General features: G+C 64.1%; 24 protein-coding genes. 11 read left to right on the forward strand and 13 right to left on the reverse strand.

Going from position 1 to position 25,043, the window contains the following annotated elements; translation table 11 throughout:
* Positions 1–46: 46 nt before the first annotated feature.
* Together ACH79_RS14175 and ACH79_RS14180 are read right to left on the reverse strand one after the other, a co-directional pair.
* Complete coding sequence (locus tag ACH79_RS14175) at positions 47–1,543, reverse strand: amidase (protein WP_161851573.1); 1,497 nt, start codon at positions 1,541–1,543, stop codon at positions 47–49.
* 70 nt (positions 1,544–1,613) lie between these two features.
* Positions 1,614–2,582 carry a VOC family protein gene (locus tag ACH79_RS14180; protein WP_161851574.1) on the reverse strand — a complete coding sequence of 323 codons (969 nt, stop codon included), beginning with the start codon at positions 2,580–2,582 and terminating at the stop codon, positions 1,614–1,616.
* Between the two features lie 146 nt (positions 2,583–2,728).
* On the opposite strand from ACH79_RS14180, the gene ACH79_RS14185 reads away from it, so the two are divergent.
* From ACH79_RS14185 to ACH79_RS14195, 3 genes are all read left to right on the forward strand, one after another.
* Complete coding sequence (locus ACH79_RS14185; protein WP_161851575.1) at positions 2,729–3,007, forward strand: hypothetical protein; 279 nt, start codon at positions 2,729–2,731, stop codon at positions 3,005–3,007.
* A gap of 298 nt (positions 3,008–3,305) precedes the next feature.
* A complete protein-coding gene (locus tag ACH79_RS14190) occupies positions 3,306–3,872 on the forward strand; it encodes a thiamine pyrophosphate-binding protein (RefSeq protein ID WP_161851576.1) in 567 nt (188 codons plus the stop codon).
* A complete protein-coding gene (locus ACH79_RS14195) occupies positions 3,869–4,468 on the forward strand; it encodes a thiamine pyrophosphate-dependent enzyme (protein WP_161851577.1) in 600 nt (199 codons plus the stop codon). Before ACH79_RS14190 ends, ACH79_RS14195 begins: the two co-directional genes overlap by 4 nt.
* Before the next feature lie 131 nt (positions 4,469–4,599).
* Here ACH79_RS14195 and ACH79_RS14200 read toward each other — a convergent pair whose 3' ends face one another.
* Positions 4,600–5,523 carry a LysR substrate-binding domain-containing protein gene (locus ACH79_RS14200; protein ID WP_161851578.1) on the reverse strand — a complete coding sequence of 308 codons (924 nt, stop codon included), beginning with the start codon at positions 5,521–5,523 and terminating at the stop codon, positions 4,600–4,602.
* A 59-nt stretch (positions 5,524–5,582) separates the two neighbouring features.
* Between ACH79_RS14200 and ACH79_RS14205 the strand changes: the two genes are divergently transcribed.
* The gene (locus ACH79_RS14205) at positions 5,583–6,815 is read left to right on the forward strand and encodes a rhodanese-like domain-containing protein (protein WP_161851579.1); all 1,233 of its coding nucleotides are present in this window, start codon (positions 5,583–5,585) and stop codon (positions 6,813–6,815) included.
* Positions 6,816–6,854: 39 nt separating this feature from the next.
* Here ACH79_RS14205 and ACH79_RS14210 read toward each other — a convergent pair whose 3' ends face one another.
* The gene (locus ACH79_RS14210; RefSeq protein WP_161851580.1) at positions 6,855–7,574 is read right to left on the reverse strand and encodes a DNA-3-methyladenine glycosylase I; all 720 of its coding nucleotides are present in this window, start codon (positions 7,572–7,574) and stop codon (positions 6,855–6,857) included.
* Between the two features lie 227 nt (positions 7,575–7,801).
* On the opposite strand from ACH79_RS14210, the gene ACH79_RS14215 reads away from it, so the two are divergent.
* The 4 genes from ACH79_RS14215 to ACH79_RS14230 are packed head-to-tail and all read left to right on the forward strand — an operon-like array spanning position 7,802 to position 11,516.
* Positions 7,802–9,679: a DEAD/DEAH box helicase gene (locus ACH79_RS14215; protein WP_161851581.1), complete on the forward strand. Its 1,878-nt coding sequence runs from the start codon at positions 7,802–7,804 to the stop codon at positions 9,677–9,679.
* Positions 9,680–9,738: 59 nt separating this feature from the next.
* On the forward strand, positions 9,739–10,029 hold the full coding sequence (locus tag ACH79_RS14220; protein WP_161851582.1) for a DUF1330 domain-containing protein: 291 nt from the start codon (positions 9,739–9,741) through the stop codon (positions 10,027–10,029).
* Complete coding sequence (locus ACH79_RS14225; RefSeq protein WP_161851583.1) at positions 10,026–10,205, forward strand: hypothetical protein; 180 nt, start codon at positions 10,026–10,028, stop codon at positions 10,203–10,205. Before ACH79_RS14220 ends, ACH79_RS14225 begins: the two co-directional genes overlap by 4 nt.
* 54 nt (positions 10,206–10,259) lie before the next feature.
* Positions 10,260–11,516 (forward strand): aminopeptidase, encoded by a 1,257-nt coding sequence (locus tag ACH79_RS14230; protein ID WP_161851584.1) that lies wholly within the window; start codon positions 10,260–10,262, stop codon positions 11,514–11,516.
* On the opposite strand, the gene ACH79_RS14235 is transcribed toward ACH79_RS14230, so the two are convergent.
* Positions 11,517–12,569 (reverse strand): amidohydrolase, encoded by a 1,053-nt coding sequence (locus tag ACH79_RS14235; RefSeq protein WP_161851585.1) that lies wholly within the window; start codon positions 12,567–12,569, stop codon positions 11,517–11,519.
* Positions 12,570–12,727: 158 nt separating this feature from the next.
* Between ACH79_RS14235 and ACH79_RS14240 the strand changes: the two genes are divergently transcribed.
* Positions 12,728–13,111 (forward strand): nuclear transport factor 2 family protein, encoded by a 384-nt coding sequence (locus ACH79_RS14240; RefSeq protein ID WP_161851586.1) that lies wholly within the window; start codon positions 12,728–12,730, stop codon positions 13,109–13,111.
* 60 nt (positions 13,112–13,171) lie between these two features.
* Here ACH79_RS14240 and ACH79_RS14245 read toward each other — a convergent pair whose 3' ends face one another.
* Positions 13,172–14,173 (reverse strand): alpha/beta fold hydrolase, encoded by a 1,002-nt coding sequence (locus tag ACH79_RS14245; protein ID WP_161851587.1) that lies wholly within the window; start codon positions 14,171–14,173, stop codon positions 13,172–13,174.
* A gap of 129 nt (positions 14,174–14,302) precedes the next feature.
* Complete coding sequence (locus ACH79_RS14250) at positions 14,303–15,118, reverse strand: MBL fold metallo-hydrolase (protein WP_161851588.1); 816 nt, start codon at positions 15,116–15,118, stop codon at positions 14,303–14,305.
* A gap of 148 nt (positions 15,119–15,266) precedes the next feature.
* On the opposite strand from ACH79_RS14250, the gene ACH79_RS14255 reads away from it, so the two are divergent.
* Positions 15,267–16,205, forward strand: a complete 939-nt coding sequence (locus ACH79_RS14255; protein ID WP_246738534.1) for an alpha/beta fold hydrolase — start codon at positions 15,267–15,269, stop codon at positions 16,203–16,205.
* 315 nt (positions 16,206–16,520) lie between these two features.
* Positions 16,521–17,492 (forward strand): tripartite tricarboxylate transporter substrate binding protein, encoded by a 972-nt coding sequence (locus tag ACH79_RS14260; RefSeq protein WP_161851589.1) that lies wholly within the window; start codon positions 16,521–16,523, stop codon positions 17,490–17,492.
* Between the two features lie 36 nt (positions 17,493–17,528).
* Here ACH79_RS14260 and ACH79_RS14265 read toward each other — a convergent pair whose 3' ends face one another.
* The 6 genes from ACH79_RS14265 to ACH79_RS14290 all read right to left on the reverse strand — a co-directional run bounded on the left by ACH79_RS14265 (position 17,529) and on the right by ACH79_RS14290 (position 24,854).
* On the reverse strand, positions 17,529–18,608 hold the full coding sequence (locus ACH79_RS14265) for a tetratricopeptide repeat protein (protein ID WP_161851590.1): 1,080 nt from the start codon (positions 18,606–18,608) through the stop codon (positions 17,529–17,531).
* 265 nt (positions 18,609–18,873) lie between these two features.
* Entirely contained in the window at positions 18,874–20,001 is a 1,128-nt protein-coding gene (locus ACH79_RS14270; protein WP_161851591.1) for a lipopolysaccharide assembly protein LapB, read from the reverse strand.
* 443 nt (positions 20,002–20,444) lie between these two features.
* Positions 20,445–21,557 carry a hypothetical protein gene (locus tag ACH79_RS14275; RefSeq protein WP_161851592.1) on the reverse strand — a complete coding sequence of 371 codons (1,113 nt, stop codon included), beginning with the start codon at positions 21,555–21,557 and terminating at the stop codon, positions 20,445–20,447.
* Entirely contained in the window at positions 21,557–22,210 is a 654-nt protein-coding gene (locus ACH79_RS14280) for a 5-bromo-4-chloroindolyl phosphate hydrolysis family protein (protein WP_161851593.1), read from the reverse strand. The genes ACH79_RS14275 and ACH79_RS14280 overlap by 1 nt, the downstream gene beginning before the upstream one ends.
* Positions 22,211–23,785 carry a substrate-binding domain-containing protein gene (locus ACH79_RS14285; RefSeq protein ID WP_161851594.1) on the reverse strand — a complete coding sequence of 525 codons (1,575 nt, stop codon included), beginning with the start codon at positions 23,783–23,785 and terminating at the stop codon, positions 22,211–22,213. It abuts the gene before it with no gap.
* A gap of 10 nt (positions 23,786–23,795) precedes the next feature.
* A complete protein-coding gene (locus tag ACH79_RS14290) occupies positions 23,796–24,854 on the reverse strand; it encodes a toxic anion resistance protein (RefSeq protein WP_161851595.1) in 1,059 nt (352 codons plus the stop codon).
* Positions 24,855–25,043 lie beyond the last annotated feature (189 nt).

A 25,043-nucleotide genomic window follows, 5' to 3' on the forward strand; every position in this document is an offset into this window, starting at 1 on the left:
CCTGCCGGCGCCGCTAGTGCCATCCAATCAGATCGCACTTGGCTAGTTATGGTGCGATGGTTGTTCCCTCAACCGTCGTCACATGCACGCCCGGTTTCTGCCCCGCATTCCACTTGCCCTCGATCGCCCGCTCGATCTGCGCCGCTAGCTGCAGCAAGAGCCCGTCATTGGCCTGCTTGGCGATCGCCTGAATGCCGAGCGGCAGGCCGTGTTCGTGGGTGGCGAGCGGCAGCGAAATCGCGGGGATGCCGCAGAGATTGGCGAGCGGCGTAAAGGCAAAATTGCGCCAGAGATTGCCGAACCAGTCGAGCACGTCGGGATTGTCGCTGATGGTCAGATATTCCGTGGTGCCGACCTTCGGCGTCGGCAGCGCGGTGATCGGCGTCAGGATGATGTCCCAGTCCTCGAAGAACGCGCCGAAGCCGCGCGAGGTCGTGTTGAACACCGACTGCATGCGGGCGCGGTCGGCATAGCTCGTGTGCCGGCCGTGCTCCCAGATCCGGATGTTGATCGGCTCGATCAGGTCTTCGGGCGGCCGCTCCAGCCCGCGCGCCGCCAGCATGTTGCCGATCACCACGGCAAAATTGCTGATGTAGCAGGTGGTCTGCGCCGCAAAGGCCTCGCCATAGTCCAGATCGGGCAGGGCGTAGTCGACGTGATGGCCGAGGCCTTCGAGGAAGCGACCGGCCTTTTGCAGTTCAGCTGCGATATGCGGCGTCGCTTGGTAGTCGCCCCACTGGTATGACAGCGCGATTCTCAGCCGGCCCGGATCGCGCGTGATCAAGCGCGTGTAGGGCTCGGGCGGACTCCAGAACGGCATGAACTCGCCCGGCGCCGGCCCGCGGCAGGCATCGACGAAGGCTGCGGTGTCGCGCACCGAGCGCGACTGGCAGCCCTGAATCGAAACCAGTCCGCTGAGGTCGGACAACAGCGGCGACAGCGAGAACACGCCGCGCGAAACCTTCAGCCCGATATTGCCGTTGACGCCGGCCGGGATTCGAATCGATCCGCCGCCGTCGGTTGCATGCGCGATCGGCACCGCGCCGGCGGCGACCATCGCCGCACTGCCGGCCGACGATCCGCAGGTGGTGTAGTCGGTATTCCAGGGATTGCGCGTGACATAGACGGCGGGATTATCCGCCGAACTGCAGACGCCGAATTCCGGCGTGGTGGTGCGCCCGATCAGATTGAGCCCCGCGCCGCGCATCTTCTTGGTCATGAACGTATCGGCCGTGGCGCGATTGCCGCGCATATAGAGCGAGCCCATTTCCTGCAGCCGGCCCTTCAGCGTCGGCCCCAGATCCTTCATCAGGAACGGCAGTCCGGCAAACGGCCCGTCGAGCGCCGTGCCGTCGGTTGCGGGATCGGCGATCGCGTCGTCGAACAATTCGACGACGGCCGAAAGCGCGGGGTCGACCTTGGCAATGCCGGCGGCCGCTTGCGCCGCCAGCTCGGCTGCCGTCAGCTCACCCTTCGCAACGTGCGCGGCCAGCGCAACGCCGTCATGCGCGGCCCATTCGTCCCAGCTCATTGGCAAGTTCATTTAGCTTCATCCTTTCGGCGCAGCTTTGGTCCCAGCGCGTGGGAGGCCGCGCTCATTCGTTGTCGCGCTGTCAAACCTTGATCAGCCGCACCCTGGTGCCCCAGGGATCGGCCGTTTCGATGCCGTTGGCGATGGCCGCGGCCGGCGCGCCTGCCTGCCGCAGGCGCTGCACCTGGGCTTCGAGAATTTGCTGGGCCTCGATCTCGAGCGAAAACCAGGCGAGGCCGGTGGCCGTGTCGTCACGCGCCCCGGCGCCGGCGCTCTGCCAGACATTGATGCCGAGGTGATGGTGATAGCGCCCCGAGGACAAAAACGCCGCGCCGGTCCGCTTGCGGGTCTGGGCAAAGCCGATGGTACCGGCATAGAAGCGGTCGGCCTGTTCGAGATCGCCGACGCGCAGATGCATGTGGCCGATGCGCAGGCCGTCGGGCGCCTTGGCATAGTTGGTGGTGTGCGTACCCGCGAGCGCCAGCAGGCCGTCGATGTCGAGCTGGTCGGTTGCCATCGCCACCGAGCCGGCTTCCCATTTCCAGAGTTCGGGCGAGCGGTCCGCATAGACTTCGATGCCGTTGCCCTCGGGGTCGTCGAGATAGACGGACTCGCTGACGAGGTGGTCAGCAAAACCGGAGAGCGTGATCCTGTTTTTTGCCGCATGTACCAGCCAGCGTCCGAGGTCCTTGCGTGTCGGCATCAGGAACGCGGTGTGATAGAGGCCGGCCGCGTTGCGCGCCTCGCGCGCCGCGTTCTCGCGCCGCTGCAGATTGAGCAGCGGTACGCCGCCCGAGCCGAGCAGCGCGTCCGTCTCGGTGCGCGCCATGACGGTGAGTCCGATCGCGTCGCGATAGTAGTCGGCGACCTTGTCGAGATCGCGCACGCGCAGCGTCACCATGCCGATCCGCATCGGCGTGCGGTTGGCGAAGGTCGGCCCGCCCGAGCCTCCCGTATTCCCCTCGGCTCGCGCTGCGGCAATGGCGGCCGCGCTCAGCGACGAGGCGCCGGCGAGATGAAGCAGCGTGCGGCGGGTCAGGTCGATGGTCATGAAATCTTCCTTTTCCGGCCGGTTCGCCGAAGCAAAACCTGCGCCGATTTTAATCCCGGCATCGCCGCATCAGGGCCAACCGGAACCTTCGTTGCAGCAGAACGTTCTGCTCCGAGCAAGCTATTTTGCAGCCATTGGAGACGAAAATGAAGCGCGTCGCGGCAGCGATTCTCGTAGCGGTAATAGGAGTGAGCGCGGCTTCCGCCCAGACCACGGCCGGATCGACCGACAAGACGGCCTGCACGACATCACCGGCTGCGACATCAGGAAGCGGCGAGGAGAAGACGTCGAATTCGGTGACCGTCGGCAAGAGCGCGGTGTTGCCCGATGCGGGCGGCGCGAACTCGGCCGCACCGACCGTGCAGAGCGGCGACAAGCCGCTTAAGGTATCACCGGACTGCCCCCCGGATTCCAAGCCGAAGTAATGGAAGGTGAGCAGGGGGCAAAGGCGCTCTTGGCGCCGTGCCCACCGTCTACACGTATGTCATAGAATGGGTAGAGCGAAGCGAAACCCATCGCCGCATCTCATTGGCATTGATGGGTATCGCTTCGCTCCACCCGTCCTACGGATCTGCGCTTCTCGCCGTCATTTCGGACGAGCTGTGGACACCCAGCCTTTCAATTTTGCGATAGAAGCCATGTCCACATTCAAATTCCTCGAACCCCCGCCGCGATCTATTCTCGCGGCAAATCAACCGGGAATCGCAGAGGAAATTGAGCCCGATGGCGGAAGCAGCGAAATCACGGAGCGAGGCCGCACCGGCGCTCCCGATCTGGCCGGACGAGATCTACCGCGTGCTGAAGGACGCCGGCATTCGCCAGGTCGCGATGGTGCCGGACGCCGGCCATGGCCGCCTGATCCGCTCCTTCGAGGCCGATCCCGAAACCCGCGTCGTGACGCTGACGACCGAAGAGGAAGGCGTGGCGATGCTGGCCGGTGCGTGGCTCGGCGGCGAGCGCGGCGTTCTGCTGTTGCAGTCGAGCGGCGTCGGCAACTGCATCAACATGCTGTCGCTGCCCGTCATCTGCCACATGCCGCTGTTGATGATCGTCACCATGCGCGGCGACTGGGGCGAGTTCAACCCGTGGCAGATTCCGATGGGGCAGGGCACGCGCCCCTCGCTGGAGGCCATGGGCGTGATCGTGAACAAAGTGGATGAGCCTGATCTCGTCGCCTCCACCGTGCAGGGCGCGGCGCACCTGGCTTTCAATACCTGGAAGCCGGTGGCGGTCCTGATCGGGCAGCGCGTGCTCGGCGCCAAGAATTTCAAGGAGCTTGCCCGCAAATGAGCAATCCGAACGCACTTCTGCACCGCCGCGACGTCGTCAACGAACTGCTGCGCGACCGCGCCGATCTCCTCGTCATCGCCGGCCTCGGCGCGCCGAACTGGGACGTCTCCGCTGCCGGGGATCACCCCAACAATTTCCCGCTGTGGGGCGCGATGGGCGCCGCCGCCATGATCGGGCTTGGACTGGCGCTGGCGCAGCCGAAGCGCAAGGTGCTGGTCATCACCGGCGACGGCGAGATGCTGATGAACATCGGCTCGCTCGCATCAATCGCGGTGGAGGCGCCGAAGAATCTGACGATCGCTGTTCTCGACAATGAGCGCTTCGGCGAGACCGGCATGCAGAAGACCCCGACGGCTTCCGGCGTCGACCTCGCCGCCATCGCCACCGCCTGCGGCATCCGCACCTCGCGGATCGTCCGCACGATGGCCGGAGTGACCGAACTGCGCGACCTCGTGCACGCGGGAAGGGGAACGGCGTTCGCGCAGATCAAGATCAATCCCGAGGCGCTCGTGTTTGTGATGCCGCCGGCCGACGGCGTGATCCTGACGACGCGCTTCCGGCAATCGGTCTTGGGAGACGAGGCGCTGTTTAATTGAGGCGCAGTGCCTACGAGGTCGTCACGCCCGGGCTTGTCCCGAGCATCCACGTCTTACCTGCCATTGCGCAAAGAAAGACGTGGATGGCCGGGACAAGCCCGGCCATGACGGAGAGAGAGTGAGCAGCCTCGCTATCCCGTCATGTTGATCTTCCAGCGCCCTTCCTTCGAAAGCTCTTGAATCTCGGACACGATCAGCGTCGCGATCGTCGTCGTCGCAATCGACGGCGGATGCGCGATCGGCGAAGCCAGGATCAGTTCGCGCGACACCGAAGGATTGACGGCGGCCATCTCCAGGCGCTTCGCCGCCACTTCCGTGCGTATGGCGGACGGCGGCAGCAGCGTATAGCCGAGCCCTTCCTCCATCAGGCTGATCTGGGCGCGGTAGGAATCGACCTCGATCATGGCGTCGAGCTTCAGTTTTTCGCGCGCCAATGCCTTCTCCAGCAGCGCCCGCAAGCCATGCGATATGCTCGGCAGGATCAGCTTTTGCTTCACCAGCCATTTGAGATCGACCTGCTTGCGCTTGCTCAGGCCCGATCCCGGCGGTCCGACGGCGACGATGTCCTCGCGGCCGATCGACTGGACCTGGAGATGGAGGTCGACGGCCGGGCCATAGATGATCGCGAGGTCCATTTCGCCGCGATGCAGCCATTCGACCAGATGGCCGCCATAGCTCTCCACGATGCGCAGCGAGACGTCGGGAAACTCATTGAGGACGCGGCGGGCAAATCGTCCAGACAGCACAGCGCTCACCGTCGGCACCAGCCCGAGGATGACGCGGCCCGACGGGTTGCCGTTCGCCGATTTGAGATCGTCGCTGACCTGTTCGATCTGGCGGATCAGGCCGGTGGTGCGGTCGAGCAGCATCCGGCCGGCGCTGGTGAGCAGCATGCCGCGGCCGTTGCGCACGAACAGCTCGACCCGAAGCTCATGCTCGAGCAGCTTGATATGCCGGCTCAGCGCCGGCTGCGCGGCACGTAACCGGTCGGCAGCCTTGCTCAAGCTTCCGAGTTCGGCTACGGCCCGGAACGTCCGCAATTGTTTGAGATCCATTGGGTGCTCAGAGTGCCCATCATGCCAGCGATCATATGCCGTTTTCGGAAATCCCGTCCATGACTGTACCCTCTGTCACTCCTTCGCAAGTCCGCACCGCGCTGCTGCTGCGCGCGGAAATCGCGCTGCTCGACATCAGGCACGAGGCCACCTTTGCCACCGGCCATCCCCTGTTCGCCGCCAACATGGCGGCCGACCGCATCGCGCTGGAGGCGGAAGCGCGGCTGCCGCGCAAGGACGTCCCGATCGTGATCTACGACGCCGGCGAGGGCCTCGTGCCGCAGGCCGCGGACCGGTTGGCCGCATTGGGATACTCCAATATCCGCCAGCTTGATGGCGGGCTGCAGGGCTGGAAGTCGGCAGGCTATGAGGTGTTCGAGGATGTCAATTCCTACGCCAAGGCCTTTGGCGAACTGGTCGAGTCGCGGCGGCACACACCCTCGCTCGCCGCTGAAGAGGTCGGCGCGCTGATTGCGAGCGGGGCCAACATCCGGATTCTCGATGTCCGCCGCTTCGACGAATATGCGACCATGAATATCCCCGGTTCCATCAGCGTGCCCGGCGCGGAACTGGTGCTGCGCACCGGCCGCGCCGCGCCCGACCCCGAGACCACCATCATCGTCAATTGCGCCGGCCGCACCCGCTCGATTATCGGCACCCAGTCGCTGATCAATGCCGGCGTCGCGAACAAGGTGATGGCGCTGCGCAATGGAACGATCGGCTGGACGCTGGCACGGCAGAAGCTTGAGCATGGGTCCGACCGCCGCGGCGGGATCGGCGCCATCGCGGGCGGCGAGACAAACGCGCGCGACGTCGCCTATCGCGCCGGTGTCCGGCACATTGGCCTTGCGGAAATGGCGGCTCTGCAGGAGCAGGGCGACCGCACGCTCTATCGCTTCGACGTGCGCTCGGAGGAGGAATACACCGCCGGCCATCTCGCAGGCTTTCGTCATTACGCCGGCGGACAGTTGGTGCAGGAGGTCGACATGGCCGCGCCGGTGCGCGGCGCCCGCATCGTGCTGACGGACGACAGAAGCGTCCGCGCCGACATGACCGCATCCTGGCTCGCGCAAATGGGCTGGGAAGTGTACGTGCTCGCAGGCGGTTACGACGGCGCGCTGGAAGTCGGCCCGCCGCTGGTCATCCCAAAGCCCGATCCGTCACACCGCTATCGCCGTCCCTATGAGGGCACCGACGTCAAGGAAAGCGCGATGCAGGCCTATCTCGAATGGGAATATGGCCTCGTCGACCAGCTCCGCCGCGACGCCACGCATGGATTCTTCGTCATATGATTCCACTTGTCGCGCCGTAGCTCAAAGAGCGAAGGCGGATCATTCATCACCGCCCATCATGCTTTCGAGCTTCTCCGCTGCATAATTCTCCCCGATCGACAGCGCGCAGATCCGCGATATGTGTACGTAGGGAAGCCCCGTCTCCTCGGCCCATGCGTTGAACTGCGCCTGCACCTTGGCGATATCGCGCTTGGAGGTGACGGTCTCCGCGATGTCGAGCCCGGCATCGCGCAGGCACAGCACAACATCCCTGGACGTGACAAACCCGTCCCACCCGAGAAAGCGCAGCATCATCTGCCCGGTATTGCCGCCGAGCCGGCTGCCGCGCTTGGCCAGCAATTCCAGCAATCCGGCCTCGTCGGAGGATGGCCAGTTGGCGAGGAATTTGCCGAAACTGCCGTGCTCCTTGGCAATGTCCCGGACGAAGCTCGCATTGGCACGGACTGACATGATCTTGGCGCCGTTGCGGACGATGCGCGTGTCCTTCATCAGATCGTCCCAGAATTCATCCGGCTTCAGCGACAGCGGGCCCGGCTTGAAACCGAGAAACGCCTTTTCGAATCCCGGCCATTTGTTCTCGATCACGCTCCAGGCAAAGCCCGCGCAGAACACCCGCCTGGTCATTTCGGCGAGAATCCGGTCGTCGCCGAGCCTGGCGAGCGCCTTCGGATTGGGCTTGGCCGGCAGCAGTTTGGCGAGCGCCTTGGGGCCGCCCTTGCGCTTTTCTGCCCGGGCGCGAATGGTCTTGAACGCGGTCACGGTGCACGCCCCTCTGAAATGCCCTGAAACCATAGTGTAGAAGTGATCGCCTGATCTGCAAAGAATGGATGGCGCAGCGGCTGGATTTCGCCTAAAGCATCCCCACCTCAGTGAAATCCGTCAGGCCGTGCCGCTGCGCGTCGTTAATTGCGCAGTTTCGAGCCATTTCGGTTCGGGGCCGTATTCAACATTTCCGGCTGATATAGCCAACCAGGGTCTGACATCTCGTGACATTATTGCCCACCCATCCGCCGCTCGCCCGAGCTTTGGCGGAACGCAACTTCGATCGGCTTACACAGGTCCAGACCGCGGTGCTGGCCGACGATGCTGCCGGCCGCGATCTCCTGGTTTCGGCGCAGACCGGTTCCGGCAAGACGGTCGCCTATGGTCTGGCGCTCGCAAACAACCTCCTGGATGGCGCCGAGCGGTTCGAGCGTGCCGCGGCCCCCTTGGCATTGATCGTCGCGCCGACGCGCGAGTTAGCCCTTCAGGTGCACCGCGAACTCGCCTGGCTCTATCAGCATGCCGATGCGCGCGTGGTTTCCTGCGTCGGCGGCATGGATCCGCGCCGCGAGCAGCGCGAACTGGCGGTGGGCGCGCACATCGTGGTCGGCACGCCGGGGCGGCTTTGCGATCATTTGCGGCGCGGCCGGCTCGACGTTTCGGAACTGAAGGCGATCGTACTCGACGAGGCCGACGAGATGCTCGATCTCGGTTTCCGCGAGGACATGGAATTCATCCTGCAGGCCACGCCGGAGGACCGCAGGACACTGTTGTTCTCGGCGACCTTGCCGCAAGGCATCGTTGCGCTGGCGAAGGACTATCAGCAGGACGCCTTTCGCGTCGAAGTCGCGGGCGAGGAGGGCGGACACGCCGATATCGAGTACCGCGCGATCCGGATCGCGGCCGGCGATGTCGAGCACGCCGTCGTCAATATTTTGCGCTACTTCGAATCGCCGGGCACGCTGGTGTTCTGCAACACGCGCGAGGCCGTGCGGCACCTGCAGGCGACGCTGCTGGAGCGCGGCTTCTCGGTGGTGGCGCTGTCGGGCGAGTTGACCCAGAACGAGCGAACGCTGGCGCTGCAGGCCCTGCGCGACGGCCGCGCCCGGGTTTGCGTCGCGACCGATGTCGCCGCGCGTGGCATCGACCTGCCGAACCTCGATCTCGTGATCCACGCCGACCTGCCGAACGATCCCGAAGTCATGCAGCATCGTTCCGGCCGCACCGGACGGGCCGGCCGCAAGGGCGTCAGCATTCTCCTGGTGTCCTCGGCCCGGCGCCGCCGCGCGGACATGCTGCTCAAATTGGCCGGCATCGACGCGGCCTGGGGCGTGGCGCCGCAGCCCGATGAGATCCGAAAACTCGATCAGGACCGGCTGCTGCGTGACGATGTGTTTGCGGGCGAGATCACCACTGAGGATCAGGCGCTCGCGCAAGCCCTGCTTGCCGAACGATCGCCGGAACAGATCGCCACCGCGCTGGCGCGGCTCTATCGTGCGCGCTTGCCTTCGCCCGAGGACATCGTCGATCCCGGCGAGGATCGGGTCAAATCCCGTGCCGAGCGTGCGCGGGAGCGGGCGGATCGCGACACCGAACGCGGATCGAAGCCGGCAAAGTCTTCAGCGCGCCACCGCATGGCGGGGGACAGCGTCTGGTTCAGCGCCGCGATCGGACGGCACAAGAACGCCGAAGCGCGTTGGCTGCTGCCGATGCTGTGCCGCCGCGGCAGCATCAAGAAGGAAGATATCGGCACCATTCGCATTCTGGATACGACTACGGAATTCGAGATTTCCGGGCGCGTCGCCCATCGCTTCGCCGCACGTATCCGCCGTCCCGACAAGGAGGACAGCATTCGCATCGAGGCGATGACCGATGCCCCGGCCGGCGAGGAGGTGCGCGAGAGGCAGAAGCAAGGGACACCGAAGCCGCACGGCAAAAATGCAAAGACCTCTGACAAGCCGGCGTTTGACAAGAAGACACATTACGATACCAAAAGGCGGGATCGAGGCGAGCACGCGCACGCGGGAAAGCCGCGGCATGAAAATGGGGCGTCTGCGAAGCCCGTATTCGGAAAGAAGAAAAAGAAGAAATTTCGTGGCTGACGGGAGCGACCATCGCTGAAAGCGCCGCCGCTCACCTGCCACGCAGATGAGGATCCATCATGAGCGTCTACATCATCGCCCAGTTGAAATTCACCCGTCGCGAGCTCTACGACCGCTATCAATCTCGCTTCATGGGCGTGTTCAGGAAGTTCAAGGGCAAGCTCCTGGTGGCGGACGCGCATCCGGTCGTGCTGGAGGGCGAATGGCCGCGCGACAAGGTCGTGATCATGGAATTTCCCGATGACGCCGCGGCCAGGGAATTTCAGAATTCGCCGGAGTATCAGGAGATATCGGTCGACCGAAAAGCGGGCGCCGACGCCATCGTGCTGGCGGTGAAAAGCTTGGGTTGATTGATTCTGACGTGACGGCCCTGGTGATCGACCTCGCCGTCAGCCTGCCGGCACTGTTTGCCGGTTCCGTGCTCGGCATTGTTGCATTCCGGAACATCAACGAGATCGGGTTTCGCCGGACCATACTTGTGCTATTGATTGTCAGGCGCTTCGCTTGCCTTGGCCTGATGGTGTGATCACGGCCGAAGACGGCGAAGCCTTAAAATCCTTCAGCATTGGCCGAAAGAATCATGACCGCACTTCAGCGCAACGTTTCCGCCCCGATCGATCCCGCAAAACTCGACCGCCTCGCCGAAGTTGCGATCAAGGTCGGCTTGCGGTTGCAGCCGGGACAGGACCTGCTGGTGACCGCGCCCTCGGTCGCGCTGCCGCTGGTGCGCCGGATTGCCGAGCATGCCTACAAGGCCGGCGCGGGTATCGTGACGCCGTTCCTGTCGGATGAGGCGATCACGTTGTCGCGCTATCGCCACGGCCACGACGCGAGCTTCGATCGTGCCGCCAACTGGCTTTATGAGGGCATGGCCAAGGCGTTCACCGCCAACACCGCGCGCCTGGCCATCGTCGGCGACAATCCGATGTTGCTGTCGGGTGAGGATCCGGTGAAGGTGGCGCGCGCCAGCAAGGCCAATTCGATCGCCTATCAGCCGGCGCTGGAGAAGATCGTCAATTTCGATACCAACTGGAACATCATCGCCTATCCGAGCCCGTCCTGGGCGAAGCAGGTTTTCCCCGACGTCCCGGAGGATGTTGCGGTGGCAAAACTGGCGGACGCGATCTTTGCGGCGTCCCGCGTCGATCAGGACGGCGCCGTCGCCGCATGGGAAAAGCACAACGCGGTGCTGCGCGAGCGGACCGAGTGGCTGAACGGCCAGTGTTTCCACGCGCTGAAATATTCGGGGCCCGGTACCGACCTGACGATCGGCCTCGCCGATGGCCACGAATGGGAAGGCGGCGCCTCGACCGCGAAGAACGGCATCACCTGCAACGCCAACATCCCGACCGAGGAAGTCTTCACCACGCCGCATTGCCGGCGGGTGAGCGGGCATGTCGTCAGTTCAAAACCGCTGTCCTATCAGGGCACGCTGATCGACAACATCCAGGTGAAGTTCGAGGAAGGCCGCATCGTCGAGGCGAAGGCCTCGCGCGGCGAAGAGGTGCTGAAGAAGGTGCTCGACACCGACGAGGGCGCGGCGCGCCTCGGCGAAGTGGCGCTGGTGCCGCATTCCTCGCCGATCTCCAGCAGCGGCTTGCTGTTCTTCAACACGCTGTTCGACGAGAACGCCGCCTCGCACATCGCGCTCGGCCAGTGCTACTCGAAATGCTTTGTTAACGGCGACAAGCTGACGCCGCAGCAGATCGCCGAGCAGGGCGGCAACAAGAGCCTGATCCATATCGACTGGATGATCGGCACGGCCGAGACCGACATCGACGGCGTCCACGCCGACGGACGCCGCGTCCCGGTCATGCGCAAGGGCGAGTGGGCGTGATCAGTCCAGCTTGAGCTTGTAGAAGTCCGTCGCCGTCTTCGAGAACAGCGCGCTCTTCTCGGCTTCGCTATATTGCGCGGCCAGCCGCTTGAAGGCGTTGAAGATCACCTGATAGCTGCACTGGCCCTTGTCGGGCGGAAAATTGCTTTCGAACATGCATCGATCTGGCCCAAAGGCCTCGATGCAGGTTTCGATGTAGGGACGCCACGCGGCGGCGGCTTCCTCGGATGACGGCGGCTTCGGGCGCTGGTGAAAGTCATAGCCGAGCAGGCACATCGCAAGCCCGCCGAGCTTGACGACCACATTCGGACATTTGGCGATTTGCTGGATCGAGGCCTTCCATTCCGGAAAGACCTCCTCGCGCCGTCCGGCAAAACGGCCGGTACCGACCGGGCCGCCGCAATGATCCAGCACGATTTTTGTATCGGGAAAGGCGCGGGCGAGGTCGGTGAGTTCGCCGATCTGCGGATGAAACAGCCAGGCGTCGAAACTCAGGCCCAGCGGCGCGAGGCAGGCAAAACCCTTGCGGAAGGTACTGTCGAGCAACAGCCCTTGCGGCCGGGTCGCATACATGCCGGCGACGTTGGGGTCCGCATCCCACGCCGACGAATGCCGGATGCCGCGGAAGCGGCCGTTGCCGGCAACGATCTCCGCCTCCAGCACCGCCTTTGCGCCGTCGCCGAGCAGCAGATTGACATGGCTGACGATGCCGGCGCAGATCGCGGCCTTGCCGTAACCGCCGCTCGCCGCCATCGCCGCAACGCCATTGGCGAATTCGACCTCGCCGACCGGGCGAAACGCTTCGGGCCCGTGCGCGCGGTACATCGAGCGGCAATCGACATAGACTGTCGCGATGATGTTGTGGCCGGAGGCGATGTCGGCCGCCATCTCCTCGATCATGTAGCGCAGGCCGCCGCGGTCCCAGAGATGGTGATGCGGGTCGACGATCGGACGGGCGGGATCGATGATATCCTCGGTGTGCTGCGCCAGCCAGTCTTCGCGCGGATCGGCATAGAGCCCGCTTCTGGAGGCGGGTGCAGTGCTGGCGGCCATGAGTTCGCTCCCGTTATTGTGTTCTTGCCGGACCGCTGATGCGACACCGGTTTCTCAGGATAGCGAGGCCGTTTGCCTGAGGTCAAACGCTGCGCGATGAAACGTTGCACGGCGATCGGCGTTCTCCTGGATCACCCCGAAACAGAAAGGGTATCGCCATGGCAGTAGATGAAAGGCTTAAGGCGATCGATGACTTCCTGGACGGTCTGACCTCAAATGACGTCGAGAAGATGCCATTCGCTGACGATATCGTGCTGGTCAGCCCGATCGATCCGGATCATCCGCTAGTCGGAAAGCACGCGGCCGTCGACTTCCTCAAGACAAAAGTGTTCCCGAAGATTCCGGTTCGCAAAGCCGAGGTCGAGCGTCACGTGATCGACGGCGATTGCGTGGCGACGCTCTGGAAGGCGACGTTCGCGCCGGCCGGCCGTCACGAAGTGGTGGTGCCGATCTTCGATTTTTTCCGCATCACCGACGGCAAGATCGCGGAACTTCGTCCCTATTTCGATCCCAAGCCGCTGAAGGAAGCTGTGGCGGCGTAGCGCGACGGGTGATCCTGGCCCCTCCGTTGGGGGGCGGCAAACATTCATCCTGCTATCCCGTCAGCCAGGCAAGCCGCGGATGAAATCGATGATCGCGGCGCTGACCTCGCTTGGACGCTCCTGCTGGGTCCAGTGTCCGCAGCCGGGCAGAATTTGCACGTCCCGCAGCGTCGGGACAAACTGCCTGAGATTGGCGAGATGCTGGTCCATGCCGGGAGGAGCAGCCATCACCATGTCGTGGTCGCCGGCGACAAAGAGCGCCGGGACCTTCACCGCGACGCCTGCAAACGCCGCCATCAGTTCCCAGTTGCGGTCGACGTTGCGATAATAGTTGAGCGGACCGCGGAAGCCGGTGCGCCTGAATTCGCCGGCATAAAAATCGATGTCGGCTTTGCTAAGCCACGGCGGCAGCGTCGGCGGCGTCCCCGATCCTCGCAACATACCTTCGGCGCGCGGCACCATTCCAGGGACGCGCGTGACCTCACCGCGTGCCGCGGCTGCCCGGAATGCAGCAGCACCTTGACCCGATGCACCGTAGAGCATGCTGAGTATAGTGACGCCCGGATCCCGCTCCAGCTCGGCCTCTGCGACGCCGGGTTGCTGAAAATACAGTTGATAGAATTGCGCGTCCGCAGTCTGCGGCATCGTGCTGGTCGGACGCGCAGAGCCACGCGGCCGAAGCGGTACGCTAAGGCTTGCAACGGCGCGGAAGCGGTCGGGGCGCAGGCGTGCCGCTTGCCAGGCGATCTGCGCGCCCCAGTCGTGGCCGACGACAACGGCCGTGGGTGCTTCGAGGGCATCGAGCAGACCGACCAGGTCACCGATCAGATGGAAGATCGTGTATTGATCGATCGCCTCGGGCCGGTCGCTCTTGCCGTAGCCGCGCATATCAGGGGCAACAGCGTGGAAGCCCGCTTCCGCAAGCGCAGCGATTTGATGACGCCAGGAATACCAGGATTCAGGGAAGCCATGGCACAAGATCACCGGCGGCCCCTTGCCCTGCTCGGCGATGTTGAGACGGATGCCGTTGCTCTCGATCAGTCGTTGCGAAGGTGTGCTCAAGATCCGCTCCCTTGCTGCTTGTTGTTATTCGCCATTGCGAGCAGCGAAGCGATCCATCTCTCGGCTTGTTCCACTATGGATTGCTTCGCGGCGCTCGCAATGCCGGTGGCAGGCTTTCGCGCCCGCTTTTTACACCCCTTCGAGAATGATCACCGTCGGCGTGCCCGGCAGCGTCTCGCGCGAAATCTTCAACGTCCGCTCGGTACGCTGCTCGATCGTGAATTGCTGGCCGATCAGGCGCATGAATTCGTCGAGCGGGGTAGCGAAGCGGTGCATCGGCAACACGATCGAGGAGCGCAGGCGCCGGGTGATGTCGGAGACGCCGTCGAGCGACATCGTATATGTGCCGTCAATCGGCACCATCACGATATCGAGCCGGCCGATCGCCGCGAAATGCGTCTCATCCAGCTTGTGGTGCAGATGCCCGAGATGGCCGATGCACAGGCCGGCAACCTCGAAGATGAAGATCGAGTTGCCGTCCTTGAGCATCGCGCCGGAGCCTTCGCCATAATAGCGGCGGATGTCGGTCGGCACGTTTCGGATATAGACGTCGCCGACGCGCGTCGAGACATGCGCCGCCTGTCCGTTCTCGCCCCAGCCATGCAGGACATGCGGGATCTTTGGATCGGGAAATAATGTGTAATGCGTCGAGTGCGCACGGTTCATGGTGACGACATCGGGCAGCCGGCCGGTCCGGTAGGCGCCGTTGAAGTCGGTTCCGATCCGCACGCCGCCGGGCGTGTCGATGTAATAGGTGGAATGCCCGACATAGGTGATCGCGACCTCTTCGGCCTTGGCGGCGGTGCGGCGGAGGCTGACCGGGGTCGCGCGCGGCGGCGCGTTCGCCATCGCCAGGCACTCGCTGCGCAGCGGTTGTTGTTGAGCGGCCGCCGGGACGATCAGCGAACCGAGGAGGGCGAGGGCAACGGCAGAGGATCGCAACATGGCTTGACCCATTCTCGCGGCAAAGGCGCGACACTGTATCGCCGAATTTTGCAGCCGTCATGATGACATTCGCGCACAGCTCTGCGCCGGAATTGCTTCATCGGCAGGCAGCCATGTCATATGGTGAAATTCAACCAGGGAGTTCGCCGTGACCGAAAACGCCCCCGCTGCGCGCGCCCCGTCGTCGAAACGCCTCGAACCGTTGCGGCAGGTCGACGCCGGTCCGCTGAGCATCGCGTATTACGAAGCGGGTCCCGCCGATGGTCCGGCCGTGATGCTGATGCACGGCTTCCCATACGACATTCATTCCTATGTCGACGTCGCGCCGCAATTGGCCGCGCAAGGCTGCCGCGTCATCGTTCCCTATGTGCGCGGCTACGGTCCCACCCGGTTTCGCGACGTGACGACGCCGCGCTCGGGCGAGCAGGCGGCGGTCGGCGCCGACATGATGGCGCTGATGGACGCACTTGGCATCGGCCGCGCGGTGTTCGCGGGCTATGACTGGGGTGGCCGCGCGGCCTGCGTTGGCGCAGCGCTATGGCCGGAACGCTGCGTCGGGCTCGTCAGCGTCAATTCCTATCTGATTCAGGACATCGCCAACGCCATGGCGCCGATGCACCCCGAACGCGAGGTCGCGCTGTGGTATCAGTATTACTTCCAGCTCGAGCGCGGCCGCGCCGGGCTCGCTGCCAACCGGCGCAAGATCGCGAAGATCCTGTGGGCGCAATGGTCGCCGAACTGGGCGTTCGATGATGCCTGCTTCGAGCGCACGGCGATGGCCCACGACAACCCTGACTATGTCGACGTAGTGATCCACAGCTACCGCCATCGCTTCGGTCTGGCCGAGGGCGATCCGCAGTATGCAGAAATCCAGCGCAGGCTGGCTGCGCTGCCTCCGATCACCGTGCCGGCAATGACGCTGGATGGCGCAGACGACGGCGTTGCGCCCGCGACCGATGGCGCCGCTAGCGCGCCGAAATTTTCCGGCCGCCGCGTTCACCGCGTCGTGCCGGGCGCGGGCCACAATCTGCCGCAGGAAGCGCCCGAGGCGTTCGCAGCGGCGGTCATGGAATTGATCAAAACGTAGGCGATATCAGATACTGTCGGAACCGCGCTTCGCCGCGGCTTCGTTCTCATCCTGCACCCGGACGGGGCAGCCTGCGACGACGCGCATCCACGACTGGGTGCCGAAGCAGCTGTGCAAGGCGCGCCAACCGTAAGGACCAACTCGCTCACTTCGGGCGGGTCCCGATCGCCATTAATACAAAAGCGTTCGTCGCCGCGGTGTTCTAGTTGATCAAAGCGTAGGTTGACTTTGCCGCATGGCAAGCCGTGCCGAAAACCGTCATCCTCGCCGCGCAAGTCCTCTTCAGAAGGGCGTTATTTTACGGGGCGGAATTCCATGGTGAAGCAACACGTCTTGTTCGCGTTCCTGATCGCGTCGATCGCTGCCATCGCACCGGCCTCGGCCGACGAATTTCCCAACCGCCCTATCACTTGGGTCGTGCCGTTTGCGCCGGGCGGCATCACCGATACGACGTCGCGCATCGTGGCCGAGGAAATGTCGAAGATGCTCGGCCAATCCGTTGTGATCGACAACCGGGCCGGCGGTGGTGGCGCTGTCGGCACCGAGCAGGTGGCGCGCGCCAAGCCCGACGGCTACACGATGATCTACGGCACGCAGGGCACGATGGCGGCCAACGTCACGTTGCGCAAAAACCTGTCCTACGATCCGCTGACGAGTTTTGTGCCCGTGCATCTGGTCGGTGAGAGCCCCAACCTGTTCGTGGCCTATGCGGACGCACCCTATAATTCGGTGCCGGAGTTCATCGCCTACGCCAAGCAGAATCCGAGCAAGGTGACGTTCTCATCTTCCGGCGTCGGCACCGCGACGCATCTGGTCGCCGAATTGTTCAAGACGGTCACCGGCATCGAGATGCAGCACGTGCCCTACAGGGGCAGCGCGCCGGCACTGAACGACATGATCGCCGGCCGCGTCGACGTCATGTTCGATTATCCGGTCTCGGTCGGCCCGCATGTCGAGGCCGGCAAGCTGAAGATTTTGGCCACGACCGCGCCGGAACGGCTTCGCAACGTTCCGAACGCGCCGACCATGGCTGAACTCGGCCTGAAGGAGATGACGACTCAGAGCTGGTCGTCGATCATGGTGCCCGCAGGCACACCCGCGGCGGTCGTCGATCGGCTGGCGGCGGCCGCGCATGCGGCGCTGACGTCGGAACGCGTGCGCACGCATTTCGAGAAGCTTGGCACTCGCCCGATGACGCTACAGAAGGCCGAGATGATCCCGTTCATCGAAAAGGAGATCGTGCGCTGGCGCGACGTGATCGAGCGGGCAGGGCTGGAGAAGCAGTAGTTTCGGTGTGAATGCGGCTCGATCGACGCAGGGCGCTCAAATGTGCCGCGTGATGCCGCGGCCGCACGCGCGGTCGAGCACGCAGTTCCTGAGCGTATTGTCGAAGTCAGTGTCGCGCTCGCCGTCGATGCGCACGTCGGGAAAGCCGTTGCGGCGCAGGTAGAGTTGCACACGCAGGATCGCCTGCTTGCCGCCCGAGAGCATCAGCGCCTCGATGTCGTGGTTGGACTCCTCGCGTCTGCCGAGTTGCGCCAGCAGCAGCGCACGCTGGAACAGGATCTCGCGATTGTGGCGCAGGGCGACAGTGGTCGTCGGCTGGCCGGGCGGCCCGAGCAACACATTCAGGTCCTCGATCGCCTCCGCCGGCCGATCGAGGGCGATCAGCGCGAGCGCCCGTGTCTCACGCGCCATGAGGTCGCTCGCCGAAATTGCGAGCGTCTGCGTCGCGTCATCGACCGCGCCCTCGAATTGTCCGAGGCGAAACTGCGCCTGCGCCTTCATTAGCCGCGTGCGGCGATCGCTCGGGTCGAGCGAAACCGCATGCTCGAGGTCGCGCTTCGCGAGATCGACCTGACCGCGGCTCATGTGGATGCGCGCCTTGATCGACAGCATGTCGGTGTCGTCCGGCCGCTGCGCGATCGCCGCCGTGATGTCCGCGAGCGCATCGGGCCCCTTCCCGGCGTTGAGCAGGACCTCCGCGCGCGAGGCAAGCAGCACCGGATTGGTCGGCTCGATCATCAGGGCGGCATTGAGGTCGCGTTCGGCCGCATCGAGCTTCAGCAGCGTTGAGAGCAATCGTCCGCGAAATGTCAGCGACGAAACATTCGTCGGGTCGATGGCCACCGCCGCATTCGCCGCCTTGAGCGCTTCCTCCGTGCGCGTCTGCGCAAGTAACGCAATCGATCGCTCGATATGAGCGCGCGCGAGCGACGAGCCCGACAGCGTGGCATCGACCGGCGCGGGGTCGCACGCGCCTTGCTTCCATTCCTCGTACGGCGCACGGCACTGCGCCCACCCGACCGAACGGAACGAGCCGGCCGTGCCGATGGGGTCCCTCGCCAGGGCGGGCGAGGCAAGCGCGAGCGCGAATGCAACGAGCACAAGGCGACCGATCATTGGCTCGACGCCCACTGCTGCAAGGTGGAGTAGTTGATCGCACCGGTGCAGAGAGGTGCCCTCCGTCGGCAAAGGCCGCGTTCGAATGCCTGTGCGAATGGCCGCTCGCTCCGCAGCGTGCCGGGGAAAACCGCCGTGCCGCACGAACCCGCATGTGGCCGCGGCATGTATTGGCAGGCCGACCGACTCTCCGCGAGCGCAGCGGCGTTGGAAAAAAGAAGGAAGGCAACGACGAATACGGCTCTGCTTTGCATCCTGTCCTCGGTCAGCATTGGGGATCGATCATGCAGGCACGCATGGCGTCATCCAGGTCCCGCGTTTGTCTACTCGGCACTCCCGGCTCACTCCAGTAGCCGGCATGGCGCAGCGCGTTCATCAACCCGTTCAATTCCCTTAATCCGTCCAATTCACTTTGATCCATCGAGACCGCCGTTTTCAGGTCGCGCACCGCCGCATCGGTGCGCCCGAACTGACGGTGCATGCGTGCCCGCATGATCAGGCCTGCCGTGTAGTCCGGGCGCACCGTCACGGCGGCATCGAAGGCCGCGAAAGCCTCCTCAAAGCGCTTGAATCCTGCAAGTGAAATGCCGAGCGCATAGAGAGCCTTGTAGTTCCGCGGCTCCTTGTGCACCGCCTCGGTGAGGTCGCGCAGCGCATCGTCCTTGCGCTGGACGTAGAAGCCGAGGAAATGCGCCCGTGCGGCGAGCGCAGGCGCCGAACGCCCTACATCGACCGCCGCGTCGTAGTTCTCTTCGGCAAGATCGAGCCGACCGGAATCCTGGTAGCTATAGGCGCGCTCAAGCAGCGCAATGACGCGGAAATCGCGAACGATACCGTCCGCGTCAAGAAAGCTCCGCGCGTCGTTGAGCCCGGCCTGCGAAACGGCGAGGAGCGCATTCGCGTCCGCGATCGCCTCCGCGAATTTGCGCTTGAAACGATATTCGCGCGCGCGATAATAGAGCGCGAAGTTCTCGGTCGGATCGACCTCGATCGCCTTGCTGTAGAACTCGAACGCCTTGTCTTGCTCGCCGAAGTTAAACAGCAGCGCACCGACCGCCCTGAGCACGCGCGGATTCGTCGGATTGAGCGCGTAAGCCTGCTTGACCCGCCTCTTGTAATCGTCCATGCGCCGCAGGCGCAGATCGACATTCGACCATGAGACGAGGATTTCCTCGTTCTTCGGATCGAGCGCAAAGGCCGCGCGGTAGTCTTCGCCCGCCTCGTTGAGACGCTGCGTGCGGTGATAGCCGCGCCCGCGGACGAAATACGCCTGTGCGCGGTCGCGATCCGGCATGTTGTGCGCGGCGAGCAGTTCGCTGCAGGGCGTGATGACCGACGCCGAGTCGATCGCAACCTGTTCCATGGTGCATTCGACGGCCGATGCTGAAGACATCGCGCCAAGGATCCAAGCGACGACGAGGGCATTACGGCAGTGCATCGATCTTCAGCTCCGGTTCGGATGCCACCGAGGTAACCACGCCGCGGCTCAAATTCCCTTCAACGCAATCGCTAAAGTTGTATCGAATCGCCGCGCACCCGTCGAAGAATTGGCGCATTCCTGGGATGTGCTTCTTGGGCATTTTGCCAAGGGCGCGACGACGCGCGAAAGTCGGCTCTTAACACTTTGCGTCGTTTCGCTGCGCTGTCGGCGCATATCGGACATCGACTAGCAAGCGTGATTATGGGTACGCGCTCTGGTTCGTCAGGCCCGAATGGCCCGGCATAGGCGAGCGGAAGCGACGCCGTCTTTCAGACGGCTATGCCCGCCATGACGAAGAAGGGGCGCTGAGTCCCGCCGCGGGCTGGTCTTCCACGCCGTGGAGGTGTGGGTGCAGGTCAGGCCGTCGCCAGCCGGTCGAGCAGTGCCATCATGACCGGCGCATCCGGCATCGGCAGCACTTGATCGACCCGTTCGATCAGCCGCGATTGCAGCAGCGTGTTGCGCGCCTTGCCGATGGTCCCGAGAGGCCCGCGGAAGCCGTGCTCCTCCCAGGCCAGTTCGAGCAGGCTTTCGCTGACCAGCGCGTCGATTAATTCGTCCGCGGCGCGATCAGTGCTGATCAGCGGATGCGCCGAGAACGCTGTCGGCCGCGGATAGAGGATGACCGGCTTGGAAGGCGCGCTCGCCTCGACCCGCTTCCAGCGCTCGGCGTCCTGCAGCACCCATTCGATCAACTGGTTTTCGTAGCCGACGATCAGCGGTTGGGCGCCGGCGCCGCCGGCCACGTAGTCGTCGAACAATTTGCCGGAGGACGGCGGCTTGTATCCCATCCGGCGGAACACCGTCGCCACTTCGCCGTCGATGCGCCCGAGCGAATCCAGCGCAATCACATCGCCGCTGAGCAGGCTCGCGACGAGCCCTGCGAACATGAAGCCGGAATTGGACTTGTTGGGATCGGTCGAGACGACGCGGGCGCGGCCGAACAGGCCGCCCACGCCCATCGCCTCCCAGGTCTCGCCGGCAATGATGGCCTTGAGCACCTTGAGCAGGTCGACCGTGTAGCGCGGGCCGCCGGCCGGCTCGGCAAAGCCGCCTTTGACCAGGCCGTCGGCAATGCGGTCCCAGGAGTAGAGCACGATCGGCGAGTTGAAGATCACCTGATCGCGCGAAATCTTAACACCGGAATTGCGCGCCAGCTCGACCAGCACGGACGAAGAGGGCCACAGAAATTGCGGCTTCTGGTCGAGCAGCGTGCGCTCGCGCACCATCTCGACCGATCCGGCGCGCCGTGCATCGAGGATCAGTCCGAAGCGGCGCTCGAGCAGGCTGCGGACGCGTGTATTCGCCAGAAATCCTTCCTTCTCGCCGCCCGCGAATCCGGACAGCCGTTTCGGTTCGCCGAACCGGCCGGCGATCTCCGGGTGTTGTCGCAGATAGACGTAACCACCCGTGCCCGCGGCGCTGGCCGCGAGCAGTCCAATTCCAAAAGCCCGACGGGAAATGGCCATCAGGCTCTCCTTTTGCCTGGATCGGGAGCGGGAATCTGCGATGAGCCGAGATCCTCGTCGAGCGAACTTTTCAAGAGCTTGAGTTCGATGTCGAGATTGCCGAGATCGGCTTCCTGCAGATTTGTCGCATAGTGGCTGAAGGCGGTGTCGAGCCGGTCGATCAGATCGCTCGTCGCCACCAGCCGCGTCGTGTCGCGGTTGCCGCTCTTTTCGAGTATCGCATAGGCCTCGGCAAGATCGGCCGCACGCGGCAGATAGTAGGTCAGGAAACGCCTGACACGATCGACACGCAGTGGATCCTCCTCGACGCCGGCGAAGATCTCGCGGGAAATCCGCGCCAGATGCCGGACGCGTTCGGCGACCGCCTGGGTGCGGATCGTGCTCACGGCGACTTCGAGGCGGATCGCCAGCGGCTCGGCGCTGGTGAGGAGTTCACGCGCAAATTCGATTTTGCCGCGCGCGGCGCCGCTGGCGTCCAGCCCCTCAAACAATTTGCGCGGCGAGAGCACGAACACCAGACCTCCACCCGCAGCGGCGCTGATGATCCCGGCGATCCAGAACGGCATGCCGATGCCGATCGCCAGCACCGGTAACAGGATGGCGGCGGCGGCCCCGCCCGCGATCCAGTTCATTCCTGCCCATGCCGATGGCATTCAGTTGTACCCTCGCACCGCGCGAAATGCCTGGGTGAGGCTCTTGGTGCCGTCGAACACTCTTCCGCCGGTCAGCTTGGCCAGATTGTCAACTTGGCTGCGGTCGGCATCGTCACCGAACGTGACGCCGAACACCGGCACACGCCGGCCGTCGGCGCGCCACGCGGCCTCGAACGTCGTCATGGCGCCCTGGCTCTTGCCGTCGGTCATGATGACGATGGCCGGCAAGTGCTGGCCGGCATCGAGAAGCGGCTTCATTGCGGTAAGCGCGCGTGCCCCGCAGGTATAGAAATCGGTGCCGCCTTCCGCACGCAGTTGCAGCGTCTTGCCCAGAAGATCGGCCTGGGCGCTCTCGTCGCCGCCCGCGGTTTCCATCCAGAGCACGCGATCGCTAAACGGCAGCACGATGATCCGATCCTCTTTCGACCATTGCACCAGCACTTCTCGGGTGCGCGCCGGCGTCAGCAGGAATCGCATGGCTTCGAGCAATTGCGCTTCCCCATGCCCCTTCATGCTGCCGGACACATCGATACACAATGCGGTCAGCGAAGGTCGCCGCAGTGCTTCCTGGTAGAGCGACAGCGCCTTTTGAATGACCGCAGGCTCCGGTGGCCGGACAACCGTAAGCGCACGGCTTGGGTCGAGATTGGTGGTCGCATCGGCCTTGAGCGGGGCGGCGCGGCCAAGCTCGACCCGCCGCGCAGTCGCCGCGATCCGCGCCTGGGTTTCGCCCTTGAGCAGGAAGGCCTGCAGGTCGGTGAAAAAGCCCTCGACCTCCTTGCCGCGCCCGCGGTCCACAAAGCCGAGCGGCGAGTCGCCCATCGACACGCCGTCCTCGGGATAGATCGCGTAGAGCGGCTCCTTTTTGTCGGCGATCAGCTTGTCGTTGGCCTCCTTGACGACGGTCTCGTAGTTCCACATCGCCTCGTAACGGGCGCCGGTCCGCTCGCCTTCGCGGTAGAGGTCGGCGAGCCATCCGCTCGATCCGGAGGAACGCTCGACGCCGCGCAACAGGCCACGCACGGTGGCGAGCACCTCTGACTTGTCGAGATCACCCGCTTCGATGAGATCAGGCTTGCCGATCCCGGCCGCCAGCATCGCGAGATAGGCCGAGGCACCGGAATTCGATTGCGTCGCGGAAGTCATGAGGAATTTAAGCCGGCCACCCTCGACCGCCGCGAGGATTTCCTTCGTCGTCACCTTGGCGCCGATCCAGCCCAGCGCCTGCGCCTTGGACCGTTTGACGCCGAGAATCACCGGCATCTGCGCGATCGATTTGACCGACTTGACGCGCCGGGCGGTATCGAACATGTCGATCCAGATCGATGCCGCGGGCCATACCGCGTCGGCCTGCGGATCATTACCAGCCTTGAGCGCCAGCGCGATGTCCAGCGAGCCCTGGTATTTCACCGTGCAGGTGGCGCGGCGCGACTGGCAGAACTCCTGGACCATCGGCTCGAGGATGTCGTTCTCGGAACCGGACAGAATGGTGAACTGCGGACCGGGTCCGGAGCAGGCGCCGAGCGCCAGCGCAAGAACCAGGCCTGCCGCGAGCCGTAGCGCAGTGATACTCATGGCGCAGCGTTCATGTCGGCGACTTGGACAACGCTGTCTTCAACTGATCGGTCAGTTGCGCCATTCGCTGCTCGATCTCGGCGCGCTTCCTGCGCCCCTGTTCCTGGACGTTGAGAACGCCCGAGATCGTGTCGAGCAGGTCGCTGTTGGTCTTTTCCAGCGTCTCGATATCGACAATGCCGCGCTGCGACTGCTTTTCGATCTCGATCGCCTGCGTCTTCATCATCTCGGACGCCTGCTTCATCATCTCGTTGGTTGCGTCGGTGACGGTCTTCTGCAGTTCGAGCGCGGATTGCTGGCGGCTGAGTCCAAGCAGCAGGATCATCTTCTGCTTCCAGACCGGAATGGTGAGTTCGGTCGTAGCCTGCAGGTTTTCGATCAGGGTCTCGTCGCCGGATTGCACAATGCGAATCTGCGGCAACTGCTGGATGCCGATCTGGCGCGCCTGCTGCAGATAAAAAACTCGCTTTTCGAGCCGGTCGAGCGCCTGGGCGGCATCCTGATAGGTCTGCGCCGCCAGGAGCGCGTCGCTGCCTTGCCCGGTCGCCTTGGCAGCCTGTTCGAGCTCGACCAGCTTGCCGCGGCGGAATTCTTCCGCAAACGCCTTGCCGGCCGCGATATGCGAATCGAGGTCGCCGAGTGACGCCTTGGTCTGTTCGTGCAACTCGTCGAGCACCGCGATGTCGCGCCGCAGGGTTTCTTTGTTGCGATCGAGTTCGACGCAGACGCGATCGATTTGCGAGGCGACGTCGCCAAATTGTTCGGAAAACCGCCGCAACCGCGCTTCCATGGAGGAGAACAAGCGCGTCAGAAAGCCGCCGTCCTTGAGCGTGGCGGGATCGAGGCCGCGCGCCTTGGCCAGGATATCAGACAATAATTTGCCTGTCGTTCCGAGCTCGCGGTTCTGGGTCTGGGCGAGGATGCGGTCGGCGAACTCGACGACCGAGCGCTGCGCGCGATCGCCGAAGGTGACGATCCGCGAGCGGTCGGAGATGTCGATCTCGGATTTGATGCGCGTGATTGCGGAGGCGTCCACCATGACCGCCGGGACATTGATGGTTTCGCTCATCGCGCTCTCACTCCTCAAGGGTTCATCTCCGCGGAGAACATGGTGCCGCAGCAGAGGTCTGGCAAGATAGCTTTCGCACGCGAACGAATCGATGAAGTCTCGCGCGATCTGCCCTGCTATTCAGGTCGCGGCAAATCTATCTCGGGTTCAACAGAATAGTGAATAAGCAGGCAACGTGAGTGGCGAGCC

The organism is Bradyrhizobium sp. CCBAU 051011, from assembly GCF_009930815.1.
Lineage (GTDB): Bacteria > Pseudomonadota > Alphaproteobacteria > Rhizobiales > Xanthobacteraceae > Bradyrhizobium.

Excerpts from the sequence above, each read along its gene's own strand:
- ACH79_RS14175 (WP_161851573.1), bottom strand. The coding sequence starts at position 1,543 with ATGAACTTGCCAATGAGCTGGGACGAATGGGCCGCGCATGACGGCGTT.
- ACH79_RS14180 (WP_161851574.1), bottom strand. The coding sequence starts at position 2,582 with ATGACCATCGACCTGACCCGCCGCACGCTGCTTCATCTCGCCGGCGCC.
- ACH79_RS14185 (WP_161851575.1), top strand. The coding sequence starts at position 2,729 with ATGAAGCGCGTCGCGGCAGCGATTCTCGTAGCGGTAATAGGAGTGAGC.
- ACH79_RS14190 (WP_161851576.1), top strand. The coding sequence starts at position 3,306 with ATGGCGGAAGCAGCGAAATCACGGAGCGAGGCCGCACCGGCGCTCCCG.
- ACH79_RS14195 (WP_161851577.1), top strand. The coding sequence starts at position 3,869 with ATGAGCAATCCGAACGCACTTCTGCACCGCCGCGACGTCGTCAACGAA.
- ACH79_RS14200 (WP_161851578.1), bottom strand. The coding sequence starts at position 5,523 with ATGGATCTCAAACAATTGCGGACGTTCCGGGCCGTAGCCGAACTCGGA.
- ACH79_RS14205 (WP_161851579.1), top strand. The coding sequence starts at position 5,583 with ATGACTGTACCCTCTGTCACTCCTTCGCAAGTCCGCACCGCGCTGCTG.
- ACH79_RS14220 (WP_161851582.1), top strand. The coding sequence starts at position 9,739 with ATGAGCGTCTACATCATCGCCCAGTTGAAATTCACCCGTCGCGAGCTC.
- ACH79_RS14230 (WP_161851584.1), top strand. The coding sequence starts at position 10,260 with ATGACCGCACTTCAGCGCAACGTTTCCGCCCCGATCGATCCCGCAAAA.
- ACH79_RS14235 (WP_161851585.1), bottom strand. The coding sequence starts at position 12,569 with ATGGCCGCCAGCACTGCACCCGCCTCCAGAAGCGGGCTCTATGCCGAT.
- ACH79_RS14240 (WP_161851586.1), top strand. The coding sequence starts at position 12,728 with ATGGCAGTAGATGAAAGGCTTAAGGCGATCGATGACTTCCTGGACGGT.
- ACH79_RS14250 (WP_161851588.1), bottom strand. The coding sequence starts at position 15,118 with ATGTTGCGATCCTCTGCCGTTGCCCTCGCCCTCCTCGGTTCGCTGATC.
- ACH79_RS14260 (WP_161851589.1), top strand. The coding sequence starts at position 16,521 with ATGGTGAAGCAACACGTCTTGTTCGCGTTCCTGATCGCGTCGATCGCT.
- ACH79_RS14265 (WP_161851590.1), bottom strand. The coding sequence starts at position 18,608 with ATGATCGGTCGCCTTGTGCTCGTTGCATTCGCGCTCGCGCTTGCCTCG.
- ACH79_RS14270 (WP_161851591.1), bottom strand. The coding sequence starts at position 20,001 with ATGTCTTCAGCATCGGCCGTCGAATGCACCATGGAACAGGTTGCGATC.
- ACH79_RS14275 (WP_161851592.1), bottom strand. The coding sequence starts at position 21,557 with ATGGCCATTTCCCGTCGGGCTTTTGGAATTGGACTGCTCGCGGCCAGC.
- ACH79_RS14280 (WP_161851593.1), bottom strand. The coding sequence starts at position 22,210 with ATGCCATCGGCATGGGCAGGAATGAACTGGATCGCGGGCGGGGCCGCC.
- ACH79_RS14285 (WP_161851594.1), bottom strand. The coding sequence starts at position 23,785 with ATGAGTATCACTGCGCTACGGCTCGCGGCAGGCCTGGTTCTTGCGCTG.
- ACH79_RS14290 (WP_161851595.1), bottom strand. The coding sequence starts at position 24,854 with ATGAGCGAAACCATCAATGTCCCGGCGGTCATGGTGGACGCCTCCGCA.